Source organism: Streptomyces odontomachi, from assembly GCF_024435355.1.
GTDB classification, from domain to species: Bacteria; Actinomycetota; Actinomycetes; order Streptomycetales; family Streptomycetaceae; genus Streptomyces; species Streptomyces odontomachi.
The window spans coordinates 370,230-388,727 of the sequence record NZ_JAMJWG010000002.1; the positions used below are offsets into that span (position 1 = coordinate 370,230).

Below are 18,498 nucleotides of genomic sequence, written 5' to 3' on the forward strand. Positions count from 1 at the left end.
TTCGAACCTGGTCATCCGTGATGGTTCCCCCGAATCACCACGCATGCCCTGCTGCCGCAGGCTTAGTATCGGAATGCTGCGCAGGCCCGTATCGAAACGCGTTTCGACGTCAGTTCCAGCCGGCTGCCGACGAGCCGGCGCGCCCGGCAGAGGAGATCGAGTGGATCAGTCGTCCGCCCCCGTCCGCCGTCTGTTCTTCGGACGTGACGACGCCGAGACCGATTTCACCCATGGACTGCTCCGGTGGGGATTCCAGCCCACCGCCGCCTACGATGCCGCTCTCACCGGACGCAAGACGCTGATCATCGGGCGTAAGGGGTCCGGCAAGAGCGCCATCTGCCATCGGCTGATGGCGGGGTACGAGGGAACCGCCCTCCTCATCACCCCGGATGACGCGGCCGGCGACGAGATCCGCCGCTTCGAGTTGCAAGGGGTCACCGCAGACACGGCGAAGTCCCTGATCTGGCGTTACACCTTCGCCATCCAGGCCGCACGGCATCTGTCGGCGCACGCCCGCCCGGCCCACGGCTGGCGCATCCCGCGCGCGGTCCGCGCGTTGCAGTCCTTCCTCCAGGCCAACGACGAGACCGGCGAGGACCGGCTGTACGAACGACTGCGACGTGGCGTGCGACGGTTGCAGGCAGCATCCCTCGCGCTGAAGGCCTTCGGCGTGGTGGAGGCGACGGCGGAGTTCAACGGCGGCACCGAAGGGGCCCGGGCCCTGCGCCAACTCGAGGTCCTGGAGTCCGGGGTGCTCGCCGCGTTCGAGGCACTGCGCTGTACACCGCAGCACGAGCCGCTGCTGATCCTCGTCGACCAGCTGGAGCAGGTCTGGAACATCGATCCCGACAGCCACGCCATGGTCACCGGCCTGCTGCTCGCGGCCAAGCATGTGACGCGATGCTACGGCGGGGCGGTGCGGTGCTGTCTGTTCCTGCGCTCCGACATCTACGACTCGTTGAACTTCAGCGACGGGGACAAGTTCCGCAGCGACGAGCTTCGTATCTCCTGGACGCAGCCCGCCCTGAGGGACATGGCACTCACCCGGGCCTCCCTCTCCCTCGAGCAGTCGCTGACACACGAGGAATTATGGGGTGGTGTCTTTCCCGCCACCGTCGAGGGCGAGGCGACGTCGGACTATCTGTTCCATCGCGTCCTGGCACGTCCGCGCGACGCCATCCAGTTCCTCACCGCGTGCAGGGACGTTGCGGACGGCCAGGCTCATCCCACGGTGCAGCCCGAGGACATCGTCACGGCGACCAAGCAGTTCTCCGACTGGAAACTCCAGGACCTGGCCCGCGAATACCTGGTCAATCACCCGTTTCTGAAATCGCTGTTCACCCTGTTCGAGAACCACGGCTACATCGTGATGCGGCCGGCACTGGACCGGCGTTTCCAGGCCGTGCAGGGCAGCTTCCAACGGGGCTACCCGGCCTACGCGGAGAGGCTCACGACCCAAGGCGTCATCGACATCCTCTATGCGGTCAGCTTCCTCGGGGTGAAGCGGGGCAGCGACGTCGTCTTCGCCGGCGACACGCAAGTGCCGGTCCAACGCCACGAGGACGAATTCCACATCCACCCCTGCTTCCGCCCCGCCCTGGGCAGCACCACCGCCATGGGACTGCCGCCCTACAGCCCCGACAACGACGTCGACTCCCCTCCCACCAAATCGAGTGCCCGCAGCGACGCGGCGGCCGGTCAGCAAATCAGTCGCGACTTCCACCTCCTCACCGAACTCACCCGCTCCTGTGGCCGCATCCTGAACATGGTGGACCGCTCCGACCTCCCCGAACCCGCCGGTAAGGAACTCTCCGGTCAGATAGAGAGGGTTCTGCACGCCGCTCGGCACAAGCTCGATCTCCAGTCGAGCGGGAAGTCCGTGGACTCGACCGCCCATGTGACGTCGGCGGCCAACTACTTCCGCGAACTGAGAACGCGGCTCACCGCCGGCGGAGTCCAGGACGAGAGGGTCCTGCGCCGGCTCGACGAGCAGGCGAACGCCCTCATGGCCACGGTCGGCGGCGCCGTCGGATCGGGAGGGGGCTCGGAGTCCTCACTCTGACGCCGCGGCCGGCACGGGACCGTGGTCGGCCCCCGGCATGGGCACCGCCCCGCGTGCCACCCGCGTCACCACCACCCGAAGACCCCGCACGCCAGCCCGGGACCGACGACCACGGAGACGAGCCCGCAGGTCAGCAGCTGTCGGAAGAGTCGCGCACGGTCTTCGGGCTGGGCGGCGCCGAGGATCAGGCCGCCCGTGATGCCCAGCGGGTTGATGTCGACGAGGATCGACGCCAACGCGACCGCGAGAACGGCTCCGACGGGCGAGGCGCCCTCGGCGACGACCGCGGGAACCAACGGCATCGTGGTCGCGAAGACGGCGATGGAGCTTGCCGCGAACGAGGTGACACCCGCGATGTAGCAGAGGACCAGCAGGCTCAGCATCGGTGATCCCGCCACCCGCAGCAGATCGCTGATCCGGGTGAAGGCGCCCAGGTCCTGCATCAGGCCGACGTAGGTGAGCAGTCCCCCGATGAGCAGCACGACGTTCCAGGGGATCCGGGAGATGATCTCGTTCGGGTCCAGCCGGAGGGCGAGCTGCTGGACGACCGCTGCGGTGAGTCCCAGGTAGCCGATGTTGACGTCGAAGCCGACCGAGTGCACCACCACGGCCAGCAGGCACACCAGGGTGAGGAGCCGGGCCGCCCCGGTCGACACGGGGCGCCCTGCGGTGGTTTCGGCGCCCGGGTCCACGCCGGAGCCGTCCGGTGCGGAAGCGGCGAGGAGGCCGGCCGGCGTGGTCGGCTCGAGGCGGCCACGTGGCATCACCCCGGTGCGGAGCCCGACGACGAGGCATCCGGCCGAGACGGCGAGGCCCGCCACCAGCCCGCCGAGGAAGAAGCTGATCGGGGCGGAGTCGGGCAGGCCGATCCCCAGCTTGTCGCCGAGCTGGCGCGCGCTGGTGCCGTAGATGGCCAGCGGCGAAAGGAGCCCGCTGATGATGCCGGTGATGCCGAGCACGGCCGCGATGAACGGGGGTATCCCGTAGCGCGCGGCGAGTCCGAGCGCGATGGGCGCGACGATGGCGGTGGCCGCGGCCGGCAGCGTGCCGATCGCCGTCAGCACGGCACCGATCAGGAACGGGACCAGGGCGACCAGCAGGGCCCTCCCGCCGACCAGGCGGAGCATGCCGTCGAGGAGCCAGTCGAGCGTGCCGTTGATCTGGGCGACGGCGAACAGCGCCGTGATCCCCACGATCAGCACGAAGAAGTCGCCGGGGAAGAACGCCGTCACGTCGTCCGCGGTGCGGTGCGCGGCGAGGCCGACGAGGAAGGCGGCGGGCAGGGCTGCGAGTCCGAGGTTGAACCTCGGGACGAGGGTCGCCACGAAGAGGGCGATGAGAACGACGATGGAGACGTCGGCCATGGACATCTGTGCCTCCCTGGTTCAGATGACGCCGCGGTCGGCGAGGTCGTCGATGGTGGTCGTGGCGAGGCCGAGGTCGCTCAGGACGGCGTGGGTGTGCTCACCGAGACGAGGGGCCCTGCGGTCGATCGTCTGCTCGAATCCCGAGAAGCGTCCGGCGGACCCCTGGACCAGGCGGGTACGTCCGTCCTGCTCGTCGGTCACCTCGACCACCGATCCACGGGCCCGCATATGGGGATCGGCGCAGATGTCGGCGGCCGTGTACACCGGTCCGCAGGCCACCCCCGCCTCGTCCAGCAGCCTGGTCAGCGGCTCGAGGTCATGGGCGGCCACGAAGGCGCCCACCCGGCCCTCGATCTCCGCGCGATGCTCGATCCGGGCGGTCATGGAGTCATGGGCCGCGAGATCCGGCGCCTGCATCGCACCGACCAGCCGGCGCCACATCTGCTCCGTCGACGCCGGCAGGGCCAGCCAGCGCCCGTCCCGGGTGCGGTAGAGGTTGTTGGGGCTGATGTGCGGGTTCTCGTTGCCCTGGCGCTCCCGGACCTCGCCGGTCGCGGCGTAGTCGACGATGAAGTCCTCCATCATCCGCAGCAGGGGCTCGTACAGGCCGATGTCGGCCAGTTGCGGCTCGCCGGTCAGGTCACGCTGGCGCAGGGCGAGCAGCGCGGCGAAGGCGGCGTAGATCCCGGTGACGCCGTCGGCGACCGGATACCCGGCGAACACCGGAGGACCGTCGGGGAACCCCGTCCGGTGCGTCAGTCCGGCGAAGGCCTCGGCGACCCGGGCGAAGCCGGGGCGGTCGGCGTACGGGCCGGTCCGCCCGAAGGCGCTCACGTGCACCATGACCAGGTCGGGTCGGTAGGCGACGAGGTCGTCGAAGTCGATGGAGAAGCGGCGCAGGGTGGCCGGCCGGAAGTTGGTGACCACGACGTCGGCCGTCGCGGCAAGCCGTCCGACGAGGGCTGCGGCCTCGGGGTGGTGCAGGTCGACGGTCACGCTGGACTTGTTGCGGCCGACGACCGCCCAGCCGGCGGACACCCCGTCCTCCAGCGGCGGATAACCGCGCGCGGGGTCCCCCGTCCCGGGCTGTTCGACCTTGATCACCTCCGCACCGAACTCGCCGAGCAGGGAAGCGGCGAGAGGCCCGGCGAGAACCGTCGAGATGTCGAGGACGCGCACACCGTTGAGGGGCCCAGACACGAATATTCCTTTCACGCGAACCGGAATGTTCCCGGCCAGATGCGACCGGCGCCACCATGTCGCGGCACCCTCTCCACGGGAAGACGTCGATCGCTGGATCCGGTGAAAGGCAATGGCTATAACATCAGCGGATGCGAGTCGAACGGGCCCGGTACTTCCTCGCCGCGGTACGCACCGGATCCCTTCGGTCGGCGGCAGCGGCCTGCGGCGTCAGCCAGCCCACGATCGGGCAGCAGCTCACCATGCTCGAAGAGGAGCTCGACGCCGTGCTGCTGACCCGGAGCCCAGGGGGTGTGCGGGCAACGCCGGCCGGCGAGGCGCTCGTCGGCCCGCTCACCCGTCTCGTGGCGGCCGAGGACGCCGTGCGCGAGGCGGCGCTGGCCTCCAACGGGACGTATCAGGGCCGGGTGTCCATCGGCGGCGGATCGGTGACCGTCGAGACCATCGTCGCGCCGGTGGTGGGGCGGCTGCTGACCGACCATCCCGGCCTGCGCTTCTCCGTACGCGAGGGCTCCTCGGGCGACATCGAACGCGCGGTGCTGGCCGGTGACCTGGACCTCGCCGTGGTCACGACCCCGGGCGAACCCGCGCCCGGCTCTCTCGCCCGGCGGCGGCTCCTCACGGCGCCGCTCGGTATCCACACCCGGCCGGACCACCCGCTCGCCCACCGCGCCGAGGTCACCTGGGACGACCTCGGCCGGTGGCCGATCGTCACCATGAGGCCGGGTACCGTGCTGCACCAGCGGCTGCGCGAGCACCTCCCGAACGCCGAGGCGATGGTCGAGGCGATGTCGGCCCGAACGGTTCAGACCATGGTCGCCCAGGGTGCCGGGGTCGGACTCCTCGCGCTCTTCGACACCCGGCCGCCCATGACCGACCTGACGTGGCTCCCCCTGGTGGACGCGGAGCCCGTCGAGGTGAGCCTGGTCCAGCGCGCCGACAGCCAGCCGTCACGCTCGTCCCGCGTCGTCCGCCGGCTGATCCTCGCCCGCGCGGAGGAGCTGGCGGGCGGCGAACTTACAGCGCTGTAAACGTGGGTGTCAACCGGTGTCACCAACCGTCTGGCACGGGCCCGTCGCGGCTGCCGGCCCCTCGATAAGGTCGCCGGCGGCAGATGACGGAGCACGGCACGGCGTCGACGACCGCCCGTGCTCACCTCAAGGAGGCGAAGTGGCCAACGTTCGACTGAGCGACGTGGCGAAGCATGCGGGAGTGTCACCGAAGACGGTCTCGAACGTGGTCCACGGCTACGCGCACGTACGGGAGAGCACCCGTGCCCGGGTCCAGCGCGCCATCGACGAACTGGGCTACCGGCCGAACATGCGCGGCCGCAACCTCGCCACCGGCCGCACCAAAATGCTCGCCCTCGCCTTCCCCGACCTGCGCATTCCCTACTTCGCCGAGCTCGCCCACGTCATCGCCGAGGCGGCCGGGCAGCAGGGCTACCGGCTGCTGCTCGAGGAGTCGGGCGGTACGCCCGAGGCCGAGCGGACCATCCTGTCCGCCGAGGAGGCGGGCATCGTCGACGGGGTGCTCTTCCAACCGGTCTGGCTGACCTCCACGGAAATCGCCCAGCGGCGCCGCGACGTCCCGCTCGTCCTGCTCGGCGAGAACACCGCCCCGCTCAGCGTCGACCACGTACGCATCGACAACATCGCGGCCGCCGCGCGGGTGGTGGAGCACCTGGCCGCGCTGGGCCGGCGGCGCATCGCGTTCCTGTGTGCCGAGCACCCCACCCCCAGCGAGACGTCGAAGATGCGTCTGATCGGCTACCAGCAGGGCCTGGAGACCTGCGGACTTCCCGTGGATCCGGCACTGATCGTCTCCGGGAGCGTGGCCGACGCGGACTCCGCCTGCACCTCGCTGACGGCCGCCCTCGATGCGGGCATGGCGCCCGACGCCCTGGTGTGCCGTGACGACCTGGTCGCGCTCGGCGCCCTGCGGGCCCTGTCCCAGCGGGGTCTGCGGGTGCCGGAGGAGGTCGCGGTGACCGGGTGGGACGACATCACGCTGGCCTCGGCGGTGCGCCCGAGCCTCACCTCGATCCGCGCGGACGGTGCGCAGTTGGCTCGGCGCGCGCTGGGCCTGCTGCTCGAACGCATCGAAGGGTACGAGGGCCTGGGACGCCACGAGATCGTCGGTCACTCCCTCGTGGTCCGGGAGAGCGCACCCGCCCGCGCGGTCTGACGTCGCCGGAGCGCCGGCGCCCGTGCCCGATCCTCGACCACCCATTTACAGCGCTGTACATGACTGCTGAGATGGAGTGCTGAGATGGTCCTGCGGCGGGTCCGTCCGATCCGTCCTTCTGCCCGTGGAGGCACGTTTCCCATGCCCGAACCGCACTCCGAGACCGCGATGGCACCCGAGACGTCGACCCTCCCCCGGCCGGAGTACCCGCGGCCCGGCTTCGCCCGCGAGGACTGGCTCAACCTCAACGGGACCTGGGAGTTCGCTCGTGACCCGGGTGACAGCGGCCTGGAGCGCGGCCTGGTCACCGCCGAGCTGCCGGAGCGCATCCTCGTCCCGTTCTGCCCGGAGTCGGAGCTGTCCGGGATCGGCGACACGGACTTCCACCAGGCGGTCTGGTACCGGCGCACGGTGCGCGTTCCCGAGGCGTGGGCGGGCCGCCGGGTCATCCTGCACTTCGGTGCCGTGGATCACGACGCCACCGTGTGGGTGAACGGGCACGAAGTCGCCCGGCACAGCGGCGGCTTCACGCCCTTCAGCGCCGACCTGGGTGACGTGGTCCAGCCGGGTCAGGCGGCGGTCGTCGTGGTGCGGGCCCGGGACAGTGCCCGTGGCCCGCAGGCCCGGGGCAAGCAGTCGACGGAGTACGCCAACCACAGCTGCGTGTACACGCGGACGACCGGGATCTGGCAGACCGTGTGGATGGAGCCGGTCGCCGCGACCCACCTCCAGCGCCCCCGGATCACCCCGAACCTGGCCGCGGGATCGTTCCACGTGACGATCCCGCTGTCGGGATCACGCGTCGGCCACCGGGTCCGCGCCGAGGTCCGTGACGTGCACGGCGTCGCCGTGTCCGCAGCCGTCTCGGCGGACTTCGATCTCGCCCCGCACCTCACCCTGACCCTGCCCGGGGACCGCCGCCGTCCGTGGTCCCCCGAGGACCCGCACCTGTACGAGCTGGCCCTGGAACTGGTCGACCCGGCCGGAGCCGTGGTCGACCGCACCGTGTCCACGGCGGGACTGCGCTCGGTGACGCTGGACGGAAAACGCGTCCTCATCAACGGAAAGCCCGTCTTCCAGCGCCTGGTACTCGATCAGGGCTGGTACCCCGACGGTCTGATGACCGCGCCTGACGATGCCGCGCTGGTCCGGGACATCGAACTGTCGCTCGCGGCGGGGTTCAACGGGGCGCGCCTGCACCAGAAGGTCTTCGAGGAACGGTTCCTCCACCACGCGGACCGCCTGGGGTACCTGGTGTGGGGGGAGTTCGGCGACTGGGGTGCGGCCACCGGGCCGGTCGGCCAGGACAACCAGCAGCCCACGGCCGGCTTCGTCGCCCAGTGGCTCGAGGCCCTGGAGCGCGACTACTCGCATCCGTCCATCGTCGGGTGGTGCCCGCTCAACGAGACCCGGCAGGAGCTCACGGACCGGCAGACCGTCCTCGACGACGTCACCCGTGCCATGTTCCTCGCCACCAAGGCGGCGGACGCCTCACGGCCCGTGCTCGACGCTTCGGGCTACTCGCACCGCGTGCCCGAGACCGATGTGTACGACGCGCACTGCTACGAGCAGGACCCGGAGGTGTTCCGCCGGTTGATGGCGGGCCTGGACCGGGACGCCCCCCTCGTCAACCCACAGGACCAGGCGCCCCACAGCACCTGGTCGGTGCCCTATCGCGGGCAGCCCTACTTCTGTAGCGAGTTCGGCGGCATCTGGTGGAACCCGGACGAGGCGCAGGCGCTCGGGGACGACCGCCTGGTGTCCTGGGGGTACGGCGAACGCCCGGACAGCGAGGAGGCGTTCCACCAGCGCTTCGCGGGGCTCACCGGCGTGCTGCTCGACGACCCCGACATGTTCGGGTACTGCTACACCCAGCTCACCGACGTCTTCCAGGAACAGAACGGCATCTACCGCTTCGACCGGACCAGCAAGCTGGACGTGACGCGGCTCCGGGCGGCCCAGCAGCGGCCGGCCGCCTTCGAGTCCACCGACCGACCGTGAACGCCGAAACCAGAGATTTCCCGGGGCGAAGAGAAACGGTGGCCTTGTCCGCGCCCCGGGTTTTCCGTGCCTCAGCGTGTCCGGATGCGCCCTTGTGCCCGCGGAATTCGTCAGCGACCTTGGAACGCACGAGGTAGTGGAGGCTACCGGAGGGATATCGGCACATGAGTGAAGCGGAATCACGGCTGTCACAGGGCCCCCGGCTGTTGCTTTCAGTCGAACCCATTCAGGTCTTCAGCACTCGGAAACGGACCGGGGACGGCGGCACCGACAGCAACGACAACCGCCCCGACAGTCCGAACCACGTCGCGCAGGCCCGGACGGTGGAACGGCCTCCGTATGCACCTCGGTGACCTGGTACATCCCACACCGGTCCGAGATTTCCTCCAGACCACGTTGGGAGTGGAGCCCGCCCTGTTCCACGGAGATCAGGACAGGTTCGGGACCCTGTTCTCCTGGGACATATTGAGTGACGTCATTTCACGGGTCAGTCCGGACAGTTCCCAGATCCGTCTGAACCAGGACGCGCGCAATATTGCCGAGTCCGAGTGGATCAGCACGCACATCTCCACCGACGGACGTGTTTTCCGTACCCTCAGGACTCCGCAGCTCCTGGAGTTGCTCCACAAGGGTGCGACACTCGTCGTGGACGCCGTGGACCGTACGCACCGCCCGCTGGGCAGCCTAGCCCGCACGCTCGAACGGGATCTGAGAACGCCTGTCCAGATCAACGCGTACAGCGCATGGGGCGAGAGCCCGGGGTTCGGCATGCACTGGGACGGTCACGACGTCCTCATCCTCCAGATCGCCGGGCAGAAGGAATGGACCCTCTTCGGCGGGCCCCGACGCCCCTGGCCGATGGAACAGGACATCGAGGAGAACCCGGCCCCGTCGAGCGAGGCAGAGCAGACCGTGATGGTGCTGGCTCCCGGCGACGTTCTCCATGTGCCGCGCGGCTGGTGGCACAGCGCTCGGGCCATGGACGGCCCCACCCTGCACCTCACCGTCGGCATACCGAGGCCGACCGGCGTCGACCTGCTCCAGTGGCTTGCCGGTCGGATGAGCGCCCATCCCGTCCTCCGCATGGACCTGCCGCGGTACCACCCGCCGGACGTTCAGGAACGACACCGGCAGGACATCGTGCGCACCGTCTCCTCCCTGCTGGAGGACCCGGCGCTGCTGGAGACCTTCCTAACGGAACAGGATGCCTGTGCCCCGGCACGCAGATACCAGAGCCTGGGTGTCATCAGGACGGGCGGCACGACGCTGGGCGGCGCGGAAACCGTTTCGTGGCTCGCTCCCCGTGCCGTGCTGCGTGAGGAGGACGACCGGGTCGTCGTCGAGGCGGACGGCCGTCGTTTCACCTTTGCGTCGGCGGCGTCGGCCATGGTGAAGCTGCTGATGGAGCAGATGGACTGCACGGTGAGCGAGGTGCTGGCCGTGGGGACCGGTGGTACGACCCCGCTCGGCGAGGACGACGTTCGTGCGTTCCTCACGGACGTGGTGGAGGCCGGTCTGGTGGCCGTTTCCGGCCTCGGCTGACCTCGCAGGTGACCGGCGGCGCCGCGAGCTCCGCCTCCCCGTCAGTCGGCGACGGGCGGACCGTCCGCGTCCCCGGGCCCGGCCTCCGCGAGGCGGGCTTCGATCCGGGCCCGTACCGCCGCGGCCCCGCGACTGTCGAACTCGGCGACCTGCCTGAGCGCGGTACGCCAGAGACGGCGGGCCTGCTCGACGTCGGTCGCGCGCACGACGGAGGCGAGCCGGTCGAGAGTCAGCGCCTCCTGCCATCGGTCGGAGTGGCTGTAGAAGACCGCCGCGGCCTGCCGGAGCAGGGACTCGGCCTCGGCGTCACGTCCGACCCGGTGGTACACGGCAGCGCTGTAGTACCAGGCCATCGCCTCGTAGAAGTGGTCGTCGACACCGCGGAAGATCTTCGCGGCACGCGCGTAGCAGGCCAGGGCGTCGTCGAAGAGGTCGAGATCCTCCTGAACCGCGGCGAGCGACAGCAGGCGCGTCGCCTCCGATCTGGGGTGCTTCAGGTGCACCGCGCACTCCACGCTCCGCTGCGCGGCGCGCAGGGCCGCACGCAGATCGCCGTTGCTGCGGTGGATGTTGCCGAGGACGCGCAGGGCCCGCCCCTCGCCCTGCCTGTCGCCCACGGCGAGGTGGGCCTCCAGCGCCCGCTCGGCGATCACAGCCGCCTCCGCTCCGTGACCCGCGTCCAGTTTGCAGTGCGCCAGGTCAACCATGGTCGAGGCGCCGAGCCGGGGCTCCCCTACCTCCTGGAACACCTCGCATGCCGCCTCCAGCCAGGAGGCAGCCGTGTCGTGTTCCTTCGCCCGGAAGTGGTCGAGGCCGATCGCGCCGAGGGACATGGCCTCTCCCAGACGGTCATGCAGTTCGCGGTGGAGGGCAAGCGCCTGCCGTTGGCAGGTCAGGCTCTCCGCGAAGCGGCGCTGGTTGGACAGCGCCCTGCCCATGCGGGTCAGCATGCGGGCCTCGCCGGCACGATCTCCGAGGCGACGGCTGGCTTCGAGGGAGGTGCCGGCCATGTCGATCAGTTCCGCGGAGGTGATGGGGAGAGCGTTGCTCCGCCACAGGACGAGCGGCAACTTCGAGGCGAACTCGTCCAGTCCCGCCTGCGCGGCGGCACGGACCGCGGCGTTGAGGTTGGCGTGCTCCCGGTGGAACCACGCGATGGCCTGGTCGCGGTCCGGGAGCGACAGGGGCTCGACGGCGTCCACGGGTGGCGGCGTCGGCAGGTCGGTGACCTGGGGCTCTATGCGGAGCAGGGCGGTGGTCGCCGCCTGGAAGTACCACGACAGCAGGCGTCGTGACGCCGCCTGCTGCTCGTCCGCCGGTTCGAGGGCGCGGAACTGGTCGGCGGCGTAGACGCGCAGCAGGTCGTGGAACTGGAAGCGGTCGGCCGCGATCTGTTCCAGCAGGTGCGCTGCCGTCAGCTTGTCCAGCAGGAGCCGCGCCCGGATCGTGCTGACGGAGGCGAGAGCGGCGGCGGCGTGCAGGCTGAACTCGATGCCGGGATGTGCCCCGAGGAGCCGGAAGAGCCGGGCCACCGGCGCCGGCAGGGCCTGGTACGACCAGTCGAAGACGGTGCGCACATCGTAAGAGCCCTCCTCGTCCGTGCTCAGCGCATGCCACCGCGAGGCGTGGTCACGCAGTTGCGCGATCAGGTCCGCCAGGCGGAGGTGGGGGTGGCTGACGATCCGTTCTCCCGCGATACGAAGGGCCAGGGGAAGTCGCGCGCACAGCCGCGCAAGCTCGGCCAGTTCGTCCGGATCGTCGTCCGTGCGGTGGCCCTCGATGACCGTACGCAGCAGGGCGACGGCCTCCGCTTCGGACAGCAGGTCCAGAACCATGCGGTGCGCCCCTTCGCGTACCGACAGGCCGGACAGTCGACTTCTGCTCGTGACGATGGTCAGCGAACCGGGACCGGCCGGAAGCAGGGGCCTGACCTGCGCGGCGTCGGCCGCGTTGTCCAGGAGCAGCAGAACCGTCCGGTTCGCGAGACAGGAGCGGAAGAGGGCGGCGGCGGCCTCCAGGTCCTCCGGAACGGCCTGCTTCATGATGCCGAGCGCGGTGAGGAAGCCGTGCAGCACCTCGATCGGTGGCAGCGGGGCGTCGTAGTCGTGTCCGCGCAGGTTGACGTAGAGCTGGCCGTCCGGGAAGCGTTCGGCGACCTGGTGGGCCCAGCGCAGCGCCAAGGACGTCTTCCCGACGCCGGGGGCTCCGGTGATCACCACGGTGGGGATCCGCGACGAGGTACCGTGCGCCGCGCTCAGGGCGGAGGCAAGGCCCCTGAATTCCGCGGATCGGTTCACGAAGTGCGCGATGCCCGCGGGGAGCTGGCGTGGCGGGGGTGCGGCGGACGGGACGGGCGCCGCGTCGGCGTGGTGGAAGTGCACGCCTCCGCTGATGTCCCGTGCCTGCACCACGTTCCGCGCGGAACCCGACATCCGGTTGTGCACGGAACCGGATGTCGGGTTGCCTGCCGGCGGTTCCTCCACCACGGCGATCCCCTCACTGGCCTGGCCGGTGAACTCGGGCGTGCGGCCCCGGACTTCTGCACGTCCATGGTGGCGTCCGTCGGGGTTCGGGTCGTCGGATTTCAGGAATGGCCGGCGCATGAGCCGCTGTCCGGGGCCTTCCCCCGCCCGAGTACCGCCGGTTACGGTGCGTTCGCTCCGGCGGAAACCTCGATCGCCGGGAGACCTCCGACCGAAGTGCCTCCGATTCCCTCGCCGGTCCGCGCCCCGAACCAGATTGCGGTGAACCCCAGCAATGACGCACGCCGCCTCTGGAGCCGACGACGGGAGGGGCGCCGCCGCGGTCCGCGCGGCGCCGCTGCCGCGCGCGGTGCGGATCGGCTACGGGCTCGGCTCGCTGGCCACCGGCACCTTCGGCACCGTCCCCGGACTGATCCTGCTCTACTACCTCACCGATGTGCTGGCCGTCCCGCCCGCGGTGGCCGGTGCCGCCGTCTTCCTGCCCAAGGCGTGGGACGTGCTGATCAACCCGGTGATCGGTGCCGTCGCCGACCGCAGCCGGGTGCAGGGCGGGTCCCGTCGGCCGTTCCTGCTGGTCGGCGCGGTGACCCTGCCGCCGCTTTTCGCGTTGATCTTCGCGGCTCCGCCGTGGCACGGGGCGGCCGCCGCCGGCTACGTGGCCCTGCTGTTCCTGCTCGCGGCGACGGCGTACGCCGTGTTCCAGGTGCCGTACGTGACCATGCCCGCCGAGATGACCGGGGATCCGGCGGAACGTGGCCGGGTGCTGGGCTGGCGGGTCGCGTTCCTCGGCGCCGCCATCCTGCTGTCGGGGGCGCTGGCGCCCGCCCTCGCCCACGCGGGCGGGGACGCTGCGGCCGGCTACCGCAGGATGGGTGTGGTGATCGGTCTGCTCCTGGCCGCCGGCATGCTCGGGGCCTGGCGGACCACCCGTGCGGCCCCGGTCGTCGCACGCAGCGAGGCGGAGGGTTCGTTGCGGGCCCAGTTCGCCGCCGGCCGGGACAACCGGGCCTTCGCTGCGCTGGCCGGGATGTGGGCGGTGCAGGCGCTCGCGGTGGGGGTGATGCTGGCCGGGACCCAGTACTTCGCCACGTACACGCTGCGTTCCGCGGGCGCCGTCACGTGGCTGTTCGTCTGCATGATCGGCCCGTTGCTGCTGGTGATGCCGCTGTGGAACCGGCTCGCCCGCGCCCGCGGCACCGGATACGCCCAGGGCTGCGCCTCGTTGCTCTTCACCGGCGCCTCGGCGGCGCTGTTCCCGACTCCGTACACGGCACCCGCCGTCGGCTACGCGGCCGTGGCGCTGGTCGGCGTGGCCTACGCGGGGCTCCAGCTGCTGCCCCTGACCTTGCTGGCGCACACCTTGGCGGCCGACGCGGCCCGGACCGGGCGGCGGCGCGCCGCGACCTTCACCGGGCTGTGGACCGCGGTCGAGACGCTCGCCCTGGCGCTGGGTCCTGCCCTGTTCGCGCTCGTACTGACGGTGACCGGGTTCCACTCGTCCGCGGCCGACCGGCGCGTGGCCCAGCCGCCGGCGGCCCTCACCGGCATCACCGTCGGCATGAGCCTGCTGCCGGCAGTCCTGTCCTCGGCCGCGCTCCTGCTGCTGCGCCGTTTCCGACGGGAGTCCGCCCGCCTCGGTCACGGCGACGAGGTCGATCCCGATACGGACTCCGGCGCCGGTGCGCCCTCCACCGCTGCCGATGCCCCTCGCACCCAGGAAGAGAGACACCGTGGTCCCTGAGCCGCCGCGCGCGAGCGCCCTCCCCGCCTCCGGCCGCCCCGCCGACGAGTTGCTGGCCCGGCTTCGCGACCTGCGCGCCGCTGACGCCCCGACCAGAGGCGGCCGTACCTTCGCCTACGTGTACGACCCCGGCCTGCCCGAGGTGGACGAGCTCGCTGCCGCGGCCTACGGCGCCTTCGCGACCGTCAACGGCCTGGATCCGACGGTCTTCCCGAGCGTGGCCCGGTTGGAGAACGACGTGGTGGGCGCGGTGAACGCGGTGCTCGGGGCGCCGGGCGCGCAGGGCACGTTCACCAGCGGCGGCACCGAGTCGATCCTGCTCGCGGTGAAGGCCGCCCGCGACCACGCCCGCGCCGTGCGGGGTGTGACGCGGCCGCAACTCGTCCTGCCGTCGACCGCGCACGCGGCGTTCCACAAGGCGGCCCATTACCTGGGTCTCGAGACGGTGGTGGTGCCGGTCGACCCGGTGACGTTCCGGGCCGTGGCGTCCGAGGTCGCCGGGGCGATCACCGACCGGACCGCGCTGGTCGTCGTGTCGGCGCCGTCGTACGCGCACGGGGTGCAGGATCCGGTGGAGCAGGTGGCGTCGGCGGCCGACGAGCGGGGTGTGCTGTGCCATGTCGACGCGTGCATCGGTGGCTGGTTCCTTCCCTTCCTCGCCCGCGCCGGCCGCCCGGTGGAGCCGTTCGGCCTCTCGGTGCGGGGCGTCACGTCGCTCTCGGTGGACCTGCACAAGTACGGGTACGCCGACAAGGGGGCCTCCGTCGTCCTCTACCGGGACGCGGAGCTGCGGCGCCACCAGTACTTCGCGCACGCGGGCTGGCCGGGCTACCCGGTGGTCAACCCCACCGTGCAGGGCACCAAGTCCGGAGGTCTGCTGGCCCAGGCGTGGGCGGTGCTGCACCATCTCGGCGAGGACGGGTACACGGCGCTGGCCGAGCGGGTGGCGCGGGCCGCCGACGCGCTGCTGCCCGGCCTGCGGGCCACGGACGGCGTCAGGGTGCTCGGCGAACCGGCGGGCAGCCTCGTCGCGTTCACCGTGACCGGGCCTGCCGCGGACCGGGCCGCGGCCCCCGACGCGGATGCCGGCTCGCCGGACCTGGGTCTCGTGCTGCATGTCGCGGACGAGATGCGGGAGCGCGGCTGGTACCTGCAACCGCAACTCTCCTACGACGGCCTGCCGCCCAACCTGCACCTGACGCTGACTCCGGCGACGGCCGACCGGGTGGGCGAACTGCTGGTGGACCTCGCCGAGTCGGTCGCCGCCGCACGCGCGCTGGAACCGGTGGTGGTGGATCCGGGTCTCGTCGAACTCGCCGCCGGCCTCGACCCGGACGCCCTCACGCCCGAGGAGGTGGCGGGCTTCCTGGCCTTCGCCGGCCTGGGCGGCGAGGGCAGCGGCCTGCCCACCCGGATGGCTCCCGTCCTGGCCCTGCTCGACGCCCTTCCGCCCCGGCTGAAGGAGCGGCTGCTGGCGGAGTTCGTCGGTTCGCTGTTCCGGGTGTGAGGCCCGGTCCGTCCCGACCGGGTGCCCGATGCCCGCCGCCGGCGCAGGTCAGAAGCGGAAGCCGATCACAGGGAAGAACTCATGTGACGAATCCAGGGGACGCCACTGACACTGCCGGGCGCGGTGGTTGACGAGCGTGCCTAGTCATCCACGCACTGGGGGTACTTCGAGCCGCGGTAGCAGTCGTGGTAGTCGCTCTTGCTGACGCGGAACTTCTTTACGTCGCCTCCCTTGGTGGGATCGACGACCAGGTAGTACCTCTTTCCGCTCTTCACCTTGTCGGTGACCTTCCCGGTGGGGCCCCGGTCGAAGTCCCGGCTGCACCCGGCGAGTGCGAGGGCGGTGACTGCGATGAGGACGAGGGCGACGCGCCGCATGTCGTGCTCCGATCAACTTGATGGCCGGAGCAGTCTAAGGACCTCGCCGGGGCGCCCCGCGGCGACACGCCTAACACCCTTTCCCGCGCGACGGGTTCGCGGCGAGACCCGCCGACCTCGGCCCGCCGGATCGAGGCGGAAGCCGGTGCGGACGGAGCGCTCGACACGCAACTCCACACCGGTTCGCCCAGCGACGTCCTGGGGCCTTCCTCGACGAGGCGGGCCGCCCGGAGGAACTCCCCGAGTGGGTGTCCGGCCTGTGGGCGAGCGGCAACGGGTGGAACACGCAGTCCCGCGTGATGGCCGAGCTGGACCGCCACCGCGACACGGACATCCCGGTGCGCGCCCTGGTCATCGAGGCATGGAGTGACGAGTCGACGTGCACCGCGTTCCGTGACGCCCGGTACGAGGTGCACGAGGACGGCGCACCGCACCGGCTCGCCGACGTCACCTTGTTCTCCTGCTTCGTGCCGATCATGCAGTACCACTCCGAGTACAGCCACCACCGCACGCCGCTGCGCGACCGTACGCCCTAAGACGTCGCGGACCGCTCCGGCGACCCGCGTGTCGCGGTGTGTCGCGCCGGGTTCGGTGACCGGGGCCACGAGCAGCGCGGAGCCGGGCCGGAACTGCTGCTGGTGGTCCCAGATGCGGGGGTCGTCGGGGGGCCGGACGGCGACCGGGTCGGCGTCCGGACGGGCGGTACGCCCACCGGCGACCACGGCGGTGGCGACCTGACGGCGTACGGCTGCGGGCGCGTCCTCCACCGTCCTTTCCAGGGCGGCATCGCTGATCGGCCGGTGCAGAGCGGCCCTCAGTGCCTGTCCGCGTACGACGGCGTCGGGGGATGCGAGCCGGTCCTCCAGGAAGCCGACGTCCCCGTCGATGGCCGCGGCGACAACGGCGAGCCGCCGGCCGTGCGCCCCCCGCGCGCACAACTCGTCGAGCAGCGGCCGCAGCCCGCTGTCCCCTTTCCGCCCCTCGTTCCGCGTCCACGCGGCCAGCGCACGCATCCGAGCGGGGTAGGAGAGCGGGTCGAGGACGCCCCAAAGGGCATCGACGGCTGCACGGGGGTCATGGGCTTCGCTGGACATGCGGGCCATTGTGGCGCTGCGGCGGCGCTGGTTCGTCAGGTTTTCCCCGAGGCGGTGGAGCCTGAACGGTTGGCGTCGCGGGCGGACCGGCGTCAGGGCTGCTGCGTACGCGTGCGGGCCAGGTAGTCGTCGATCAGGGGGAAGACGGCCTCAGGTCGTTCCAGGTGCGGGAGATGGCCCGCCTTGGGGATGACTTCGAGCCGGCCGTCGCCGAACGCGGCGGCGTACGCGGCCCCGTAGGCGGGCGTGACGATGCGGTCGCTCTCTCCCCACAGCAGCAGGGTGGGTTGCCGGACACGTGCGAGTCGGTGCAGCAGTTCGGGATCGTGCATGTAGGGATCGCCGGCGAGCGTGCGCATGGTGGCCAGGTTGGCCTGCACGGCGGCACGTCGGTCGGGTGGCAGGCCGGCTGGGTCCCGGTAGAAGCGGTCCGGGTCGTGCCAGGAGTGTTCCGCGACCCCACGGGCGTCGAGGGCGAAGAAGTCCGTGATCGGTTCGCCCTCGACGTGCACGCCGACGGCGTTGATCAGGACGAGTCCGGTGATGAGCCCCGCGGTGTCACGTACGGCCATCTCGGCCGCCGTCCAGCCGCCCAGGGACGAGCCGACGACCGCGACGTCCTTCAGACCGCGGTCGTGGAGATGGTGCAGGTAGGCCAGGGCGAGGTCGCCGATGCCGGTGAACCAGGCGGGGCGGAGGGTGCCGTCCCAGCCGGGATGGACGGGGGTGAGGGTGTGCGCGGTACGGGCCAGATGGCCGGCGAGGCCGGTGACCGTGGCGGGCCCTCCACCGCCGTGCAGGATCAGAACGGGGCGGCCGTCGCCGGCTTCGGAGAGCGTGAGGGGGAGGTCGTCGTAGACGGCCGTGGTGTGCGTAGGCATGCCAGGACAGTAACTCAACATCTTTATATAAGCTAGTTTAGTTGTGTCGTAGACTT

The 18,498-nt window shown here is 71.0% G+C and carries 13 protein-coding genes and 1 pseudogene; 8 read left to right on the forward strand and 6 right to left on the reverse strand.

The genetic code is table 11. The annotated features are described in order from the left end of the window. Positions 1–160: 160 nt before the first annotated feature. Positions 161–2,062, forward strand: a complete 1,902-nt coding sequence (locus tag NQO67_RS06265) for a P-loop ATPase, Sll1717 family (protein WP_255947716.1) — start codon at positions 161–163, stop codon at positions 2,060–2,062. Positions 2,063–2,127: 65 nt separating this feature from the next. Here NQO67_RS06265 and NQO67_RS06270 read toward each other — a convergent pair whose 3' ends face one another. Together NQO67_RS06270 and NQO67_RS06275 are read right to left on the reverse strand one after the other, a co-directional pair. Further along, entirely contained in the window at positions 2,128–3,432 is a 1,305-nt protein-coding gene (locus NQO67_RS06270; RefSeq protein WP_255947718.1) for an SLC13 family permease, read from the reverse strand. 15 nt (positions 3,433–3,447) lie between these two features. Continuing rightward, a complete protein-coding gene (locus tag NQO67_RS06275; protein ID WP_255947720.1) occupies positions 3,448–4,629 on the reverse strand; it encodes a CaiB/BaiF CoA transferase family protein in 1,182 nt (393 codons plus the stop codon). A gap of 131 nt (positions 4,630–4,760) precedes the next feature. Between NQO67_RS06275 and NQO67_RS06280 the strand changes: the two genes are divergently transcribed. The 4 genes from NQO67_RS06280 (at position 4,761) to NQO67_RS06295 (ending at position 10,359) form a co-directional block, all read left to right on the forward strand. Next, entirely contained in the window at positions 4,761–5,660 is a 900-nt protein-coding gene (locus NQO67_RS06280; RefSeq protein ID WP_255947722.1) for a LysR family transcriptional regulator, read from the forward strand. Positions 5,661–5,799: 139 nt separating this feature from the next. Next, a complete protein-coding gene (locus NQO67_RS06285; RefSeq protein WP_255947724.1) occupies positions 5,800–6,816 on the forward strand; it encodes a LacI family DNA-binding transcriptional regulator in 1,017 nt (338 codons plus the stop codon). 141 nt (positions 6,817–6,957) lie between these two features. Next, the gene (locus NQO67_RS06290) at positions 6,958–8,817 is read left to right on the forward strand and encodes a glycoside hydrolase family 2 protein (RefSeq protein WP_255947726.1); all 1,860 of its coding nucleotides are present in this window, start codon (positions 6,958–6,960) and stop codon (positions 8,815–8,817) included. A 339-nt stretch (positions 8,818–9,156) separates the two neighbouring features. Further along, entirely contained in the window at positions 9,157–10,359 is a 1,203-nt protein-coding gene (locus NQO67_RS06295; RefSeq protein ID WP_255947728.1) for a cupin domain-containing protein, read from the forward strand. 41 nt (positions 10,360–10,400) lie between these two features. Here NQO67_RS06295 and NQO67_RS06300 read toward each other — a convergent pair whose 3' ends face one another. Further along, positions 10,401–12,962 (reverse strand): ATP-binding protein, encoded by a 2,562-nt coding sequence (locus tag NQO67_RS06300; RefSeq protein WP_255947730.1) that lies wholly within the window; start codon positions 12,960–12,962, stop codon positions 10,401–10,403. 154 nt (positions 12,963–13,116) lie between these two features. Between NQO67_RS06300 and NQO67_RS06305 the strand changes: the two genes are divergently transcribed. Together NQO67_RS06305 and NQO67_RS06310 are read left to right on the forward strand one after the other, a co-directional pair. Beyond that, positions 13,117–14,583: an MFS transporter gene (locus NQO67_RS06305; RefSeq protein WP_255947732.1), complete on the forward strand. Its 1,467-nt coding sequence runs from the start codon at positions 13,117–13,119 to the stop codon at positions 14,581–14,583. After that, positions 14,543–16,090, forward strand: coding sequence for a pyridoxal phosphate-dependent decarboxylase family protein (locus NQO67_RS06310; RefSeq protein ID WP_255947734.1), 1,548 nt, complete (start codon positions 14,543–14,545; stop codon positions 16,088–16,090). The genes NQO67_RS06305 and NQO67_RS06310 overlap by 41 nt, the downstream gene beginning before the upstream one ends. 140 nt (positions 16,091–16,230) lie before the next feature. Here NQO67_RS06310 and NQO67_RS06315 read toward each other — a convergent pair whose 3' ends face one another. Continuing rightward, entirely contained in the window at positions 16,231–16,467 is a 237-nt protein-coding gene (locus tag NQO67_RS06315; RefSeq protein ID WP_255947737.1) for a DUF1372 family protein, read from the reverse strand. A 248-nt stretch (positions 16,468–16,715) separates the two neighbouring features. Here NQO67_RS06315 and NQO67_RS06320 point away from each other — a divergent pair, with 248 nt between their 5' ends. Continuing rightward, positions 16,716–17,003: a hypothetical protein gene (locus NQO67_RS06320; protein WP_255947739.1), complete on the forward strand. Its 288-nt coding sequence runs from the start codon at positions 16,716–16,718 to the stop codon at positions 17,001–17,003. Between the two features lie 36 nt (positions 17,004–17,039). Here NQO67_RS06320 and NQO67_RS44535 read toward each other — a convergent pair. Further along, positions 17,040–17,570: pseudogene (locus tag NQO67_RS44535) on the reverse strand (glycoside hydrolase family 31 family protein); the annotation flags it as partial. An 83-nt stretch (positions 17,571–17,653) separates the two neighbouring features. After that, on the reverse strand, positions 17,654–18,442 hold the full coding sequence (locus tag NQO67_RS06325) for an alpha/beta fold hydrolase (RefSeq protein WP_255947741.1): 789 nt from the start codon (positions 18,440–18,442) through the stop codon (positions 17,654–17,656). Positions 18,443–18,498: the final 56 nt, after the last annotated feature.